Here is a 13,870-nt window from a genome sequence, read left to right on the forward strand (position 1 = left end):
ACGGCCAGAGCGGCGATGCCGTGCTCGCCGACAAGGCCTATGACAGCAACGCCCTGCGCGCGATCATCGCGGAAATCGGCGCAACGGCGGTGATCCCGTCAAACCGCACCCGCAGGATCATCATTCCGCACGACGCCGACGCATACAAACAGCGCAACCGCATCGAGCGCTGCTTTTGCCAGCTCAAACACTTCCGACGCTTGGCAACCCGTTATGACAGGCGATCTGACAACTTTACCGGCTTCATCCATCTCGCTGCCGCAATGATCTGGATGCAATGAATGTCGATCGGTCCTAGCGCGTCGCTGACGATCGCGGCCGTGAAGGTCTGGACCAGCTGGAGATCTGGCGGCAGCAGGCCGACAACTTCGATGCCGCTCTCCTGAACCAGTTCGCTGGTCGGACCGATCGAGAGATTTGCCTTACCTGCTCTAAGCGCTTCGGCCGCCTCGGTTCCGCGTGCCTCGAGGGTGAGCCTGACCGTGTCCGGCAAGTTCAACCTGGGGAAAACCTTGTCGCGGACGTACTGTCCGCTCGTGCTGCTCGGCGCCACCACCTCGCCGGCGTCGATCAAAGCCTGCCTGAGCGCGACATCATCGCCGATGTCCGGCCTGGAAGAGCCCGCCCGAACCGCCGCGGCCAAAGGTGCCGTCGCCAGTCCGGCTTCCGATCCCACACGAATTCGGCCATCTTCGATCAGACTTCGAAGTCCCTCACGCGAAAGGATAACCACGTCCGCTTTGGTGCCGTTCGCAAGCTGGTGCCTGATCGTCTTCGGACCGGTGCCCCCCGACGCGCCCGATCCGGTCTCCACCCTGATGCCCGTGCTTCGCTCGAATTCAGGCAGCACGTCTCGATAGACCGCGGCGAATCCACCCGAAATGATGACCTTGATCGTTTTGGGGCCATCGGCGATTGCCGGTGTCGGTGCAGCGGCAGCGGTGCCTTGCTCGGTCATTGCGCATTCCTTTGCCTAGACCGGCAGCTGCGTCTCGATGAACGCGGTGACGAAGCGCGGCATTGCAGGAGTGATATCGGCGCGGCTGCGCACCAGATGGATGCCGGCAAGCTCCGGATTTGCCTGGCGCGCGAGATTGGCCTCGATCCGCTCCCGCAGCGCGTCACCAGGCATATCGACGCGCAGGATCTGCATCATCGCAAGCGCAGGCCCGGTGTAGATGCAGTGCCAGTCGGCGTCGCCGCGGCAATCCGACGGCAACAGTCCCGTCTCCTCCTCGAGTTCGCGCATCACGCTGCCGGCGATATCGACCGTGTCGCCCCTGATATCGTCGAGGTCGGGCGTGCCGGAGGGAAAATAGATGCGCCCGGCATTCGCGGTCTGCTCGCCCATCACCCCGCACACGAAGGCGCCGTCGCTGGCGAGCAGCGCACCCATGCCGAAACCGTTGAACACCTCGCTGTCCGGAAAGCCCCAGTCGCGCCAGGCGAGGAAGCTCGCGAAATCGGTCTCGAAATAGCTCGCGCTGAGCCGCTCGCCGGCGAAGACCGGATCGCGCCCGAGCAGGACGCGGCCGTTCCACAGGTTCGGGTTCAGCCGCTGCTGCTCGGCGAAATGCGCGTCAATCTCGACGCGCCGCTCGTCCGCAAACGGCCAGGGACGCCGCTGCAAGGCAAGGTCGAGCGCGGTGACACGACAAATGAGCGGAGACTGCATATCCGAACGTGTTTACTTCGCGTTTCCGGTCGTCTTCTTGACCTGGTCGACGAACTTGTTGGTGTAGGTCTTGGTGACGTCGATGCCGGCTTTGGCGACATCGGGCGAGCCCTCGCTGAACACCGCGAGCACGGCTTCCGCGCCCTTGGGGTCCATCTTGCCGGTCTCGGAATACATCGGGATCGTGTTCTTCAGGGCCGCGAGATACTGCGCCTTGTCCTTGCCGACGAGCTCGTCGGGCATCTTGGCCATGATGTCTTCGGCGCTGTGCGAATGGATCCAGGCCAGCGTCGCCATGATCGCATTGGTCAGCGCCTGCACCTCCTTCTCGTGGCCGTTGACCCAGGCCGCGGTCGAATACAGGGCGCCGCCGGGATATTCGCCGCCGAACACTGCAAGCGTATCGTGCTGGGTGCGGGTGTCGCTGAGAATTTTGAGGTCCTTGTAGCTGCCCTGCAGCACGGTAACGGCAGGATCGAGCATCACGGCAGCATCGATCTGGCCCTGCTCCATCGCCGCGACCGCGGTGGCGCCGAGACCGACGCCGATCACGGCGGCGCCGGCCGGATCGAGGCCGTTCTTCTTGAGCAGATATTTCAAGAAGAAATCGGTCGAGGAGCCCGGCGCACTGACGCCGACCTTCTTGCCGGCGAGATCCTTGATCGAGTTGATCTCGCCGGTGTGCTTCGGCGACACCACCAGCACGAGGCCGGGATAGCGGTCATAGACCACGAAGGCCTGCAGCTCCTGCTTCTTGGCCGCGAGATTGACGCAGTGGTCGAAATAGCCGGAGACGACGTCGGCGCTGCCGCCGAGCACGGCCTTGAGCGCGTCCGAGCCGCCCTTGAGGTCGACCAGTTCGACCGCAAGCCCGGCCTTGTCGTATTCGCCAAGCTGCTTGGCCAGCACGGTGGGCAGATAGCACAGGCAGGCGCCGCCCCCGACCGCGATGGTGATCTTGCTTTGCGCCGCGGCAAGGCCCGTGGACAGGGTCAGCGCCAACAGCATTCCGGCAAGCTTGCCAAGCAGTTTGTTCATGACGTCCTCCGTTCGACTGGCCGGCAAGATAGAGGAGCCGGCAGGCCTTGAGAAGGCGACTTTCCGACAGCTGGTCAAGCCTGCGGCTGCGGCATAGCATCGTGGCTACAAGAAAACGCCGAAGAAGCGCCAAAGCTAGAAGCACCAAGAATACTTCAGGGGAACATCAAGGGAGGTCTTCATGAATCGTATTGCAACCGCGCTGTCGATCGCTACCGCCTTTGCCGCGGGCTGTGGCGTCACCCATTTGCTGCGGCCGGCGCTCGCCGCCGAGAACATCACGGCGCAGGTCATCCACACCGGCGAGATGGAGGGCGCCAAGCTCGGCGATGCCAACAAGGTCGGCTTCCGTTCCAAGATGTTCGTCTCGGCCGACGGCGCCACCGTCTCGATCCAGGACGGCAACGTGCCGAAGCACATGCATCCCAACACCAACGAGATGCAGTTCGTCCTCGAAGGCACCGGCACGGTCTGGCTCGGCGACAAGGAAGTGACGGTGAAGCCGGGCGACCTGATCGTGATCCCGAAGGGCACGCCGCATGGCGGCACCAAGCCGAACGGCCGCGCCATCAAGGCCATCGCGATCAAGACGCCGCCGCAGGCGCCGGATGATACCAAGCTGCTGGATTGATTGCGGCCATCCTCAACGTCATTGCGAGCGAAGCGAAGGCAATCCATCTCTCCGGATAGGCGGACCCATGGATTGCTTCGTCGCTTCGTTCCTCGCAATGACGAAAGTCGCGCGCGCGCCAGCGCCGGTTCCATGATATGACACTTGACAGATAATTCACTTGCCTCAAGTTCGTTCGCTCCATAGTATGACGATCGTCATTTCATAGAAAGCTAGACCCATGAGCCTGGACGATCACCCCACGGTCAGGGCTGTGCGCGCTCGCAGCAGCGAACCGGTCCGCGACGTCCCGGTTTCATCGGAACTGATCAAGGACATCGCGCGCAGATGCGGAGCCGATGATGTCGGCATCATCGAGTTCGAACGGGCCGCCATCGCGCCGCAGCGGGACTTCATTCGCAAGGTCTATGGCCGGACGCGCTCCCTGCTCGCGATCGTCTGCCACATGAACCGCGAGCCGGTGCGCTCGCCATCGCGCTCGGTCGCCAACGAGGAATTCCACAGCACCTACGATCACGTCAACGAAGCCGCGCGCGCCATCGTTCGCGCGCTCGACGAGCACGGCATCCCGGCCTGCAACTCGGTTGCCGCGTTCCCGATGGAGATGGATCTGCCGAGGATCATGATGGTTCAGCACAAGCCGATCGCGGTGGAAGCCGGTCTCGGCCGCATGGGAATCCATCGCAGCGTCATCCACCCGAAATTCGGCAGCTTCGTCCTGCTCGGCACCATCCTGCTCGGATGCGAGGTCGACGCCCATGACCATCCGATCGACTACAATCCCTGCCTGGAGTGCAAATTGTGCGTCGCCGCCTGCCCGGTCGGCGCCATCAAGCCCGACGGCGGCTTCGACTTCCTGTCCTGCCACACCCACAACTATCACGACTTTCTCGGCAACTTCTCGCAATGGGTGGAGAAGGTCGCGGATGCAAAGGACGCAAGGGACTATCGCGCCCGCGTTCCCCGCACCGAGACGTTGAACATCTGGCAATCGCTGTCGTTCAAGCCGGGCTACAAGGCGGCCTATTGCATCTCGGCCTGCCCGGCCGGCGAAGACGTGATCGGCCCCTTCCTGCACGATCGCGACGGGCATTTCGCCGACGTGGTGCAGCCGCTGATCGACAAGGACGAGTTCGTCTACGTGATCCCGGATACCGACGCCGAGGACACGGTGACGCGGCGCTTTCCGCACAAAAAGCTTCAGCATGTCACGTCCGGCCGCCATACCGGCAGCCTGCAGGCCTATATCTTTTCGCTCTCGCTCGGATTCCAGCGCGGCAGGGCCCGAGGTCTGGATTTCGTGACGCATCTGCGCTTCACCGGCACGAGCGCGCTGGACATGACCGTTGCGATCAAGGGCAAGGATCTCCAGGTGGTGCCGGGACGGCATGTCGGAGAGGCGGCTCTGACCATCACCGCCGATACCCAGGCCTGGCTGCGCGTGCAGAACCGCGACCTCGAACTGGCCGACGCGATTGCCGCGAAGCTGGTGAGCTACAGCGACGAAGCATTGTTCGCCGCCTACATGCGGTGCTTCCCGCTCTGAGCCGCAGCGTAGATGCGTAGGGTGGCTTACGCCTTCGGCTATCCCACCCTACGCATCCTACTGCGCTGCTTCTTACTGCGCGGAATCGACCAGCTGTTCGAGATCGGCAATCAACCCCGGCCCGGTCGGCTGCCATCCAAGCTTCCTGCGCGTCTGCTCGCTGGAAGCCGCCATGTCGTATGCCGCGAACGTGCTGAGCCAGCCAAAGAAGGCTTGCGCCTCTTGCGGGGCGATGGATTTGACCGGCAGCTTCAGCCGCCGTCCGATCGTTTCGGCAATATCGCGCATCGAGACCCCCTCTTCCGCGACGGCGTGATACCTTGCGTTCGGCTCAGCCTTTTCGATGGCCAGCCGGTAGAGGCGCGCCACGTCGAGAACATGCGCCGCCGGCCAACGATTTTGCCCGTCGCCGAGATAGGCGCACACGCCCTTTTCGCGGTACACCGCGATCAAGGGGGTGATGAGACCCTGCCTGACAGGATCGTGAACCTGGGGAAGACGCATGGCCGACGCGCGGACGCCATTCAGCGCCAGGGCCGTCTGTTCCGACACGCGGGGGAATGGGAAATCCGGCGATATCGTTTGGTCCTCAGTCGCGATCTCGCCGGGCTTGGCCAATCCCGCCAAGCCCCCGGTCACGATCAGCGGCCTGTCCGATCCGGCCAGAACAGAACCCAGCGCTTCGATGGCGCAGCGGTCGATCTCGCAGCTCTTCGCGAAATTGGACCAGTCGTGAACGAAGCCCAGGTGAATGACAGCATCCGAAGCGCTTGCCCCCTTGCGCAAGCTATCAAGGTCCTCGAGCGAGCCGCGAAGAGCCTCCGCACCAAGGGCAGAGATCGCGTTCGCGCCCTCGTCCGAACGGGCCATGCCAAGAACCTGATGTCCGGCGGCGATCAGGTCCTTGACGACGGGCGTGCCGATGAATCCGGTGGCACCAGTGACGAACACACGCATGAGGAAGTCTCCAGGTTTCGTTGGAGACAAATCTGGCCCTGCGCGCTATCCTGTTAAAGTAGTGACCTTATCATGGTATAATAGCTAACAGGATGAGCGAACCGCTCGCGCAAGAGAACCTGCTCGGCGCCTACCTGAAGGACCGCCGCAGCAAGCTCGATCCGGCCGTGTTCGGCTTTCCGCCGGAGCGGCGGCGCACGCCGGGCCTGCGCCGCGAAGAGGTGGCGCAGCGCGCCAACATCAGCGCGACTTGGTACACTTGGCTCGAACAGGGCCGCGGCGGCGCGCCCTCGGCCGATGTGCTCGACCGCATCGCGCGTGCGCTGATGTTGACCGATGTCGAGCGCGAGCATCTGTTCCTGCTCGGCCTCGGCCGCACGCCCGAGGTGCGCTACCAGAAGAGCGAAGGGGTCACGCCCCGGCTGCAGCGCGTGCTCGACGCGCTGGAGCCGCGCCCCGCCGTGATACGCACCGCGACCTGGGATATCGTCGCCTGGAACCGGGCCGCGACCGTGATGCTGACGGACTACAGCTCCCTGCCGCCGCGCGAACGCAACGTGCTGCGCTTCATGTTCCTCGATCCGCGCGTCCGCGCAGCACAACATGACTGGGCCAGTGTGGCGCGCTTCGTGGTCGGCGCCTTCAGGGTGGACGCGGCACGCGCCGGCGCCGCTGCCGAGGTGCAACCGTTCGTCGACGAGCTCTGCCGGCTCAGTCCGGAATTCGCGGCGCTGTGGCGCGACAACGACGTGCGAACGCACGGCGAAGGCGTCAAGCAGCTCCGGCATCCGATCCTGGGCCCGGTCAAGTTCGAATATTCGGCGTTCGCGGTCGACGGCCGGCCCGACCTCAGCATGATCGTCTACAACCCGATCGACCCCGAGGTGGCGGAGAAGATTCGCGGGTTGATCGAGGCCGCGCCGGCAGTGCCCTAGTCCCGCGTCACCGGCGTCGGCCGCCACACCAGCAGCCGATTCTCGACCATCGTCACGCCCATGTCGATCAGGATGACGAAGGCCGACAGCACGAACATGCCTGCGAACACGCCGGCGACGTCGAAGACGCCCTCGGCCTGCTGGATCAGGTAGCCGAGGCCGGCGGCGGAGCCGAGATATTCGCCGACCACCGCGCCGACCACCGCAAAGCCGACCGAGGTGTGCAGCGAGGAGAACATCCAGGACAACGCCGACGGCCAGTAGACGTGGCGCATCAGCTGCCGCTCGTTCATGCCGAGCATGCGGCCATTGTCGAGCACCGTGGTCGGTACTTCCTTGACGCCCTGGTAGACGTTGAAGAACACGATGAAGAACACCAGGGTCACGCCGAGCGCGACCTTGGACCAGACGCCGAGCCCGAACCACAGCGCAAAGATCGGCGCCAGCACCACGCGCGGCAACGCGTTGACCATCTTCACGTAGGGATCGAACACCGCGGCGACGCGCGGCTGGCGCGCGAACCAGAAGCCGACCAGAATGCCGCCGGCCGAGCCGATCACGAAGGCGAGGATGGATTCCCACAACGTGATCGCGAGATGCTTCCAGATCACCCCGGTCGAGAACCATTTCACGATCTGGCTGAAGACGTCGATCGGATTGGAGAAGAAGAACGGCGGCAGTAGCACCTTGCCGAACACCGGCACGGTGGAAAAGACCTGCCACAGCGCCAGCGTGACGACGGCGACCAGAACCTGCAAGGACAACAGCGTGACGCGCGACATCAGGCAGCTCCCGCCTGCGTCGACTGGACATAGCCCTTCATCACCTCGTCCTTCAGCACGCCCCATATCTCGCGGTGCAGGGCATGGAAATCCTTCTCCATCCGGATCTCGGCGATGTCGCGCGGCCGCGGCAACGTGATGCGCCAGTCGCCGATGATGCGCGCGGAAGGACCGGCCGACATGATCACGACGCGATCGGCCAGCGCGATCGCTTCCTCGAGATCGTGGGTGACGAACAGCACCGCCTTGCGGTCAGCACTCCACAATTCCAGCAGCAGATTGCCCATGATCTGCCGGGTCTGGGCGTCCAGCGGACCGAACGGCTCGTCCATCAGGAGGATCTTCGGATCGCGGATCAGGACCTGCGCCAGCGCGACGCGCTTGCGCTGGCCGCCCGAGAGCATGTGCGGATAGCGATTGGCGAAGGCGCCGAGCCCGACCGAGGTCAGCCATTTCTGCGCGCGCGCGAGCGCCTCGGTGCGCGGCGTGCCTGATATCTCGAGCCCGATCGCGACATTGTCGATCGCGGTCTTCCAGGGGAACAGTGCATCGGCCTGGAACAGGTAGCCGGCATCACGGTTGAGGCCGCTCAGCGGCTTGTCGAAGATCCTTGCCGTTCCGGCCGCGGGCTTGAGCAGCCCGGCCGTGACATTAAGTAGCGTCGATTTCCCGCATCCAGTCGGTCCGACAATGGCGACGAACTCGCCATGATCAACCGAAAGATTGGCCTGTTCGACCGCGGTATAGACGCGTCCATCCGCCAACCGAAACGCCACCGTCGCACTGTCAAGCGCGACCGCCGTCGGCTCCGTCATCGCCACGCATCCCTCCCGAACTTTCCGAGATGGCTTAGCGGTTCGGGCGGGCAAGTCAACGCAGGAAGATGGCCTAGCAAACAAGGCTGTGGTCACGCGATTTTCAGACAGGCCAGGGTTGCTCAATTGCGCGACCGGGTTGCGCATTGCGCCGACATCGTCGAGGCTGCGGGCCAAAGCGACGGACAAGGAGACAATCATGCGGATCGCAGTGGTGGGCGCCGGAGGCGTCGGGGGCGGCTTTGGTGCGGCGCTCGCGCATGCCGGCGCGGACGTCACCTTTATCGCGCGCGGCGCTCATTTGGCCGCCATGCGCAGCGAGGGGCTGAAGATTCAGGGCGGCCGCGGCGAAACCCATCTGGTCCCGACCCAGGCGACCGACGATCCGGCAAGCGTCGGCCGCGTCGATATCGTGCTGTTCTGCGTCAAGCTGTGGGACGTCGAGAGCGCCGGCCAACACATCAGGCCGATGGTCGGCCCCGACACCGCGGTGATCCCGCTGCAGAACGGCATCGACGCGCCCGACAGGCTGGTCCCGATCCTGGGACGCAACGCCGTGATGGGCGGCGTGGCGCAGATCTCGGCCTCGATCATCAAGCCTGGCGTCATCAACCAGGTCGGCACCTTCATGCGCATGATCTTCGGTGAGCTCGACGGCCGCATCACGCCGCGCGGCAAGGCGCTGCTCGATCTCTGCCTGAAGGCCGGCTTCGACGCGACCTTGAGCGAGCAGATCAACGCCGAGCTCTGGATGAAGTTCGTCGGCCTCGCCACCAATGCCGGCATGACCGCGGTCACGCGGCTGCCGATCGGCAAGCTGCGCGACGACCCCGATTTGCGCCCGCTCTTCGTATCGGCTTGCGAGGAGATCATCGCCGTCGCGCACGCCAGCGGCATCAAGCTGCCGCCGGATGCGCTGACGAAAGTGCTCGACTTCATCGGACACGCGCCGCCGGCGATGAAGGCCTCCATGGCGCTCGATCTCGAGCGCGGCAACCGGCTCGAACTGCCGTGGCTGAACGGCAAGGTGGTCGAGCTCGGCCGCAAGCTCGGCGTCCCGACGCCGACGCACGACATGCTCTATGCGGTGTTGAAGCCCTATGCGATGGGCGCGCCGTCCTGATAGCCCAGCAGGACCGAAATCTGCCGGCCGGCCTCGCGCACCAGCTTTGAATATTCCAGTAGCTTCCGCTCGTCGATGCGCGCGCTCGGTCCGTAGAGGCCGACCGAACCGACGACCTCGCCGCGGTGGTCGAAACACGGCGCGGAGACGGCGACCGCTCCGGCGAAGATCTCGCCATGGCTGGTCGCATAGCCGTTGCGCCGCGCAAAGGTCAGCGCGTCCTCGAGCCGCGCGCGATCCGCGCTCTTTGCCATGCCGGCAAGAAGCGCGGCCTGCCGCTTCGGGTCCATGAAGGCCAGCATCGCCTTGCCGGTCGATCCCTGGATCAGGCTCAGACTGTGACCGACGCCGCGGCTGATCGAGAGCACGTGACGACTCTCGCATTCGAGGATGCAGATGCCGCGATCGTCCTGCTCGCGGAACAACGCTGCGGTCTCGCCGGTCGCCTCGCGCAGGCCTTCGACCACCGGGCGGGCGATCGCGACCACCTCGAGACCGTTCAGCCAGACATGGGCCAGCTTCATCACGCCGTGCGACAGCCGGAAGCGCTGCGGGTCGCCTTCGGCCTGGATCAGGTCGCGCTGCGCCAGCGTCTGCAGCAGGCGATAAAGCGTCGGCCGGCTCAGCCCGACCCGCTTCTGGATCTCGATCACGCTCATCGCCGGCTGATCCGGCGTGAAGCATTGCAGGATCGCGATGGCGCGGTCGACCGCCCGCACGCCTGACGCCCCCTGCTCGGCGTCCTGAACTTCCGCCTTCGGTTTCTTTGCCATCCGTCCACATCCGCAAAATCGGCAGGGGCGCGCTGCATCCAGCGCGCTTGACCAATCGGCCCCCGCGGATACCATGACAAATTATGAGAACAATGTCCACTAAATGGACATACGAAAAATCGACGGGAGGATTGGAATTGCTGGAGACAAACACCTCGCGCAGATGGGCCGTCGCCGCGATCGCCACGCTGATGCTCTCGACGCCGCTGGCGTACGCCGCACCCGACGGCTCTGATATCTCGGACGGCGTGGTCCGGATTGCGGTGCTGGGTGACTACGGCAGCGGCCGCGATCTCGGCGGGCCGGGCTCGGTGACCGCCGCCAAGCTTGCCGCAGAGGATTTTCACAACAAGGTGCTGGGCAAGCCGATCGAGATCATCTCGGCGGATCACCAGAACAAGCCCGACGTCGCGGTCGGGATCGCCCGGCAATGGTTCGACGTCGAACACGTCGACGCGGTGACCGATCTCGCCGTGAGTTCGGTCGGACTCGCCGTCGCCGGCCTTGCAACGCAGAGCAACCGCACCGCGCTGGTCTCGGGCGCCGCGACGTCCGATTTGACCGGCGACAAATGCTCGCCCGTCGTCACGCATTGGGCCGACGACACCTACGCGCTGTCGGCCGGCCTGGTCGGCGAGCTGAGCCGCCGCGTCGGCAAGGAATGGTTCTTTGTCGCGGTCGACTATTCGTTCGGCACCGCGATGGTGAAGGATGCCTCGCGCGCGGTGACCGATACAGGCGGCAAGGTGATCGGCGCGGTGCGCTATCCCTTCAACACCACCGACTTCTCGTCCTTTTTGCTGGCCGCCCAGAGCTCCGGCGCCAAGGTGGTGGCGCTGGCCGGCACTGGTGCCGATACCGTCAACGCGGTGAAGCAGACCCACGAATTCGGCCTGCAACAGGGCGGGCAGACCATCGTCGGCATGCTGACCTTCATCTCCGACGTTCATTCGATCGGCCTGCGCGACGCGCAGGGCATGTACATCGCGTCCCAATACTACTGGGATGATGACGACGGCACCCGCGCCTTCGCCAAGCGCTTCATCGAGATCGAGAAACGTGAACCGACCAAATTGCAGGCCGCGACCTACGCCGCCGTGCGCCACTATCTGAAGGCGATCGAGGCCGGCGGCAGCGACGAGGCGAAGGCGGTGAACGCCGAGATGCGCAAGCTGCCGGTCGATTTCTTCGGCCGCCCCGCGCACATCCGCAAAGACGGCCGCGTCGTCTACGACCTCTCGCTCTACCGCGTGAAGAAGCCGGACGAGAGCAAATATCCCTGGGACTACTACCAGAAGATCGCGGCCATCCCCGGCGACAAGGCGTTCCGCCCCGAGGGAACGGGCGGCTGCAAGCTCGACAAGTAGGACGCACCATTATCGCCGCGACGTACGGTCGCGCATGCAAGATCAAGGAGGAGCCGATGCCGCTTCGCAACGATTTCGATCAGCTTGTTGACGTCAAGGGTGGCTTCATCAGCCGCGAGATCTTCGTGGATGCCGATATCTATCGGCAGGAGCTCGACAAGGTCTTCACCCGCGCCTGGCTGCTGGTCGGGCACGAAAGCCTGGTGCCCAATCCCGGCGATTTCTACACCTCGCGGATGGGCGAGGAATCCGTCATCCTCTGCCGCGACAAGAAGGGCGAGATCCACGTCTTTCTCAATTCGTGCCGGCACCGCGGCATGAAGGTGTGCCGCTACGAGCAGGGCAACACGTCATTGTTCACCTGCCCCTATCATAGCTGGACCTACACCACCGACGGCAAGCTGCAGGGCGTTCCGCTGCACCGGACGCTGTACGACGGGGTGCTCGACCGCGACGCCAACTCGCTGATCTCGGTGGCGAAGCTCTGCAATTACAAGGGCTCGATCTGGGCGACCTGGGACAAGGACGCGCCCGACTTCATCACCTATCTCGGCGATGCCAAGATCCATCTCGACCAGGCGCTCGACTGCCGCGACGGCCGCGAGGGCGGCTCCGAGGTGATCGGCGTCCACAAATGGGTGTTCCCCGCCAACTGGAAATTCGCTGCTGAGAATTTCCTCGGCGACACCTATCACAATCCAAGCCATCGCTCGGTCGACCTGATCGGCATCGGGCCGAGCGCTGCCGCCGGCAAGAAGGGCCGCCGCGACGACGAGCTGGAGAAGGCACAGCACGTCTGGATCAGCTTTCCGGAAGGCCATGGCGTGCACAGCGCGATCCAGCCGGAGGCCAATGAATATATCGAGTCCTTCCTCGACAACCCGATCCTCGAAAAATACTTCCGACACTGTTTCGAGGAGCGCAAGCGGCGACTCGGCGAAGGGGCGCGGCTGCTGCCGTTCGTCGGCACGATCTTCCCCAACACCTCCTATCACGGCCGCCAGCCGCGCGGACTTTGCGCGTGGCATCCGCACAGCCCGACCTCGACCGAAGGCTGGCGCTTCTTCCTGGTCGACAAGGACGCCCCGAAGGAAGCCAAGGAATATCTGCGCCGCTACTACATGCGCTACTCCGGCCCGGCCGGCATGACCGAACAGGACGACATGGAGAACTGGCTCTATGCCACCGCGGCGAGCACCGGCACGGTGGCGCGGCGTTATCCCTTCAACTATCAGCAGTCGATGGGCGCCTACGTCACCGATCATCCGCTCGGCGGCGATGTCTCGACGCAAGTCACCGAGCAGATCGCGCGCGGCTTCTATCGCCGCTGGACCACTTACATGCAGGGCGGCGACTGGCACGAGCTGCTCGGATCACCCGCTGGCAACCGGCAGGCCGCAGAATGACCGCGCCCGCAAAAACCGTCCTCGTCAGCGGGGGCACCTTCGGCATCGGCCGCGCGATCACGCTCGGCCTCGCCAGGCGCGGCCACGCGGTGGTCGCCTTCGGTCTCGAGGCGGCGCAGGTCTCGAGTACCGCGCAGAACGCCATTCCGGCCCTGCGCGAGGAGCTTGATCGCGAAGGGCTCTCGGCCGAACTGATGGAAGCCGATGTGTCGCAGGCCGGCGATGTCGCCAAGGTGGTCGCCCACGCGATGGCGCGGTTCGGGCGCATCGACGGCGTCGTCAACAACGCCGCGATCGGCCCGCTCGGCACGGTGCTCGACACCGACGAGGCGCTGTTCGACCGGATCATCGCCGTCAACCTGAAGGGACCGTATCTGACCAGCCGCGCCGCGATCCCGCACATGATCGCGCAAGGCGGCGGCTCGATCGTCAACGTCGGCTCCGGCGCCGGCTGGGGCAAGCCGAACATGGCGGTCTACAGCGCAAGCAAGGGCGGCGTTGTCGCGCTGAGCGCAGCGATGGCCTACGACTTCTTCCACCAGCGTATTCGCGTCAACACCGTGATTCCCGGCGGCGGCGGCATCGTCAGCGGCATGAGCCTCGGCCGTGTCGGCGGCGATGCGGCGCGTTTCGGCAAGGGCGCGCCGGGCACCGCCGCGGGTCGCGTCGCCGCCGGTGACGACATCGCCAATGTGGTCGCCTTCCTGCTGTCGCCGGAAGCGGAAACGCTGTCCGGCACCGTGATCGATGTCGGCTGCTTCGCCCAGCAGGGCGGACCGATTCCGCCCAAGCCGGCGCTCTGACAACCCTGCGATGCCTGAT

15 protein-coding genes are annotated in these 13,870 nt (G+C 64.7%); 8 read left to right on the forward strand and 7 right to left on the reverse strand.

Annotated elements, in window-relative coordinates:
- Positions 1-20: 20 nt before the first annotated feature.
- A complete protein-coding gene (locus J6525_RS08375) occupies positions 21-281 on the forward strand; it encodes a transposase (protein WP_225643564.1) in 261 nt (86 codons plus the stop codon).
- On the opposite strand, the gene J6525_RS08380 is transcribed toward J6525_RS08375, so the two are convergent.
- From J6525_RS08380 to J6525_RS08390, 3 genes are read right to left on the reverse strand one after another with little or no spacing between them, the layout of a single operon-like run.
- A complete protein-coding gene (locus tag J6525_RS08380) occupies positions 212-958 on the reverse strand; it encodes a substrate-binding domain-containing protein (RefSeq protein ID WP_225643566.1) in 747 nt (248 codons plus the stop codon). The genes J6525_RS08375 and J6525_RS08380 overlap by 70 nt on opposite strands.
- Before the next feature lie 15 nt (positions 959-973).
- A complete protein-coding gene (locus tag J6525_RS08385; protein ID WP_225643568.1) occupies positions 974-1,675 on the reverse strand; it encodes an NUDIX hydrolase in 702 nt (233 codons plus the stop codon).
- A gap of 12 nt (positions 1,676-1,687) precedes the next feature.
- Complete coding sequence (locus J6525_RS08390; RefSeq protein WP_225643570.1) at positions 1,688-2,713, reverse strand: ABC transporter substrate-binding protein; 1,026 nt, start codon at positions 2,711-2,713, stop codon at positions 1,688-1,690.
- A gap of 181 nt (positions 2,714-2,894) precedes the next feature.
- Between J6525_RS08390 and J6525_RS08395 the strand changes: the two genes are divergently transcribed.
- Both J6525_RS08395 and J6525_RS08400 read left to right on the forward strand, forming a co-directional pair.
- Positions 2,895-3,344 (forward strand): cupin domain-containing protein, encoded by a 450-nt coding sequence (locus J6525_RS08395; protein ID WP_092090315.1) that lies wholly within the window; start codon positions 2,895-2,897, stop codon positions 3,342-3,344.
- 220 nt (positions 3,345-3,564) lie between these two features.
- Complete coding sequence (locus J6525_RS08400) at positions 3,565-4,890, forward strand: 4Fe-4S binding protein (protein WP_225643571.1); 1,326 nt, start codon at positions 3,565-3,567, stop codon at positions 4,888-4,890.
- Between the two features lie 72 nt (positions 4,891-4,962).
- On the opposite strand, the gene J6525_RS08405 is transcribed toward J6525_RS08400, so the two are convergent.
- Complete coding sequence (locus J6525_RS08405) at positions 4,963-5,847, reverse strand: SDR family oxidoreductase (RefSeq protein ID WP_225643573.1); 885 nt, start codon at positions 5,845-5,847, stop codon at positions 4,963-4,965.
- Between the two features lie 92 nt (positions 5,848-5,939).
- Here J6525_RS08405 and J6525_RS08410 point away from each other — a divergent pair, with 92 nt between their 5' ends.
- Positions 5,940-6,782, forward strand: coding sequence for a helix-turn-helix transcriptional regulator (locus tag J6525_RS08410; RefSeq protein ID WP_092090313.1), 843 nt, complete (start codon positions 5,940-5,942; stop codon positions 6,780-6,782).
- Here J6525_RS08410 and J6525_RS08415 read toward each other — a convergent pair.
- The gene (locus J6525_RS08415) at positions 6,779-7,564 is read right to left on the reverse strand and encodes an ABC transporter permease (protein ID WP_225643575.1); all 786 of its coding nucleotides are present in this window, start codon (positions 7,562-7,564) and stop codon (positions 6,779-6,781) included. The two genes, J6525_RS08410 and J6525_RS08415, sit on opposite strands and share 4 nt — an antisense overlap.
- On the reverse strand, positions 7,564-8,379 hold the full coding sequence (locus J6525_RS08420; RefSeq protein ID WP_225643578.1) for an ABC transporter ATP-binding protein: 816 nt from the start codon (positions 8,377-8,379) through the stop codon (positions 7,564-7,566). Before J6525_RS08420 ends, J6525_RS08415 begins: the two co-directional genes overlap by 1 nt.
- Before the next feature lie 199 nt (positions 8,380-8,578).
- Between J6525_RS08420 and J6525_RS08425 the strand changes: the two genes are divergently transcribed.
- Complete coding sequence (locus tag J6525_RS08425) at positions 8,579-9,502, forward strand: ketopantoate reductase family protein (RefSeq protein WP_225643580.1); 924 nt, start codon at positions 8,579-8,581, stop codon at positions 9,500-9,502.
- Here J6525_RS08425 and J6525_RS08430 read toward each other — a convergent pair.
- Positions 9,478-10,275, reverse strand: a complete 798-nt coding sequence (locus tag J6525_RS08430) for an IclR family transcriptional regulator (protein WP_225643582.1) — start codon at positions 10,273-10,275, stop codon at positions 9,478-9,480. The genes J6525_RS08425 and J6525_RS08430 overlap by 25 nt on opposite strands.
- 131 nt (positions 10,276-10,406) lie before the next feature.
- Here J6525_RS08430 and J6525_RS08435 point away from each other — a divergent pair, with 131 nt between their 5' ends.
- From J6525_RS08435 to J6525_RS08445, 3 genes are read left to right on the forward strand one after another with little or no spacing between them, the layout of a single operon-like run.
- Positions 10,407-11,642 carry an ABC transporter substrate-binding protein gene (locus J6525_RS08435; protein WP_225643584.1) on the forward strand — a complete coding sequence of 412 codons (1,236 nt, stop codon included), beginning with the start codon at positions 10,407-10,409 and terminating at the stop codon, positions 11,640-11,642.
- Positions 11,643-11,698: 56 nt separating this feature from the next.
- Positions 11,699-13,048 (forward strand): aromatic ring-hydroxylating oxygenase subunit alpha, encoded by a 1,350-nt coding sequence (locus tag J6525_RS08440; RefSeq protein ID WP_225643586.1) that lies wholly within the window; start codon positions 11,699-11,701, stop codon positions 13,046-13,048.
- Complete coding sequence (locus J6525_RS08445) at positions 13,045-13,851, forward strand: SDR family NAD(P)-dependent oxidoreductase (protein ID WP_092089969.1); 807 nt, start codon at positions 13,045-13,047, stop codon at positions 13,849-13,851. Before J6525_RS08440 ends, J6525_RS08445 begins: the two co-directional genes overlap by 4 nt.
- Positions 13,852-13,870: the final 19 nt, after the last annotated feature.

Origin of the sequence: Bradyrhizobium australafricanum (assembly GCF_020329495.1) — a bacterium.
Lineage (GTDB): Bacteria > Pseudomonadota > Alphaproteobacteria > Rhizobiales > Xanthobacteraceae > Bradyrhizobium > Bradyrhizobium australafricanum.

Excerpts from the sequence above, each read along its gene's own strand:
- J6525_RS08440 (WP_225643586.1), top strand. The coding sequence starts at position 11,699 with ATGCCGCTTCGCAACGATTTCGATCAGCTTGTTGACGTCAAGGGTGGC.
- J6525_RS08380 (WP_225643566.1), bottom strand. The coding sequence starts at position 958 with ATGACCGAGCAAGGCACCGCTGCCGCTGCACCGACACCGGCAATCGCC.
- J6525_RS08410 (WP_092090313.1), top strand. The coding sequence starts at position 5,940 with ATGAGCGAACCGCTCGCGCAAGAGAACCTGCTCGGCGCCTACCTGAAG.
- J6525_RS08405 (WP_225643573.1), bottom strand. The coding sequence starts at position 5,847 with ATGCGTGTGTTCGTCACTGGTGCCACCGGATTCATCGGCACGCCCGTC.
- J6525_RS08395 (WP_092090315.1), top strand. The coding sequence starts at position 2,895 with ATGAATCGTATTGCAACCGCGCTGTCGATCGCTACCGCCTTTGCCGCG.
- J6525_RS08430 (WP_225643582.1), bottom strand. The coding sequence starts at position 10,275 with ATGGCAAAGAAACCGAAGGCGGAAGTTCAGGACGCCGAGCAGGGGGCG.
- J6525_RS08420 (WP_225643578.1), bottom strand. The coding sequence starts at position 8,379 with ATGACGGAGCCGACGGCGGTCGCGCTTGACAGTGCGACGGTGGCGTTT.
- J6525_RS08390 (WP_225643570.1), bottom strand. The coding sequence starts at position 2,713 with ATGAACAAACTGCTTGGCAAGCTTGCCGGAATGCTGTTGGCGCTGACC.
- J6525_RS08385 (WP_225643568.1), bottom strand. The coding sequence starts at position 1,675 with ATGCAGTCTCCGCTCATTTGTCGTGTCACCGCGCTCGACCTTGCCTTG.
- J6525_RS08415 (WP_225643575.1), bottom strand. The coding sequence starts at position 7,564 with ATGTCGCGCGTCACGCTGTTGTCCTTGCAGGTTCTGGTCGCCGTCGTC.
- J6525_RS08445 (WP_092089969.1), top strand. The coding sequence starts at position 13,045 with ATGACCGCGCCCGCAAAAACCGTCCTCGTCAGCGGGGGCACCTTCGGC.
- J6525_RS08400 (WP_225643571.1), top strand. The coding sequence starts at position 3,565 with ATGAGCCTGGACGATCACCCCACGGTCAGGGCTGTGCGCGCTCGCAGC.
- J6525_RS08425 (WP_225643580.1), top strand. The coding sequence starts at position 8,579 with ATGCGGATCGCAGTGGTGGGCGCCGGAGGCGTCGGGGGCGGCTTTGGT.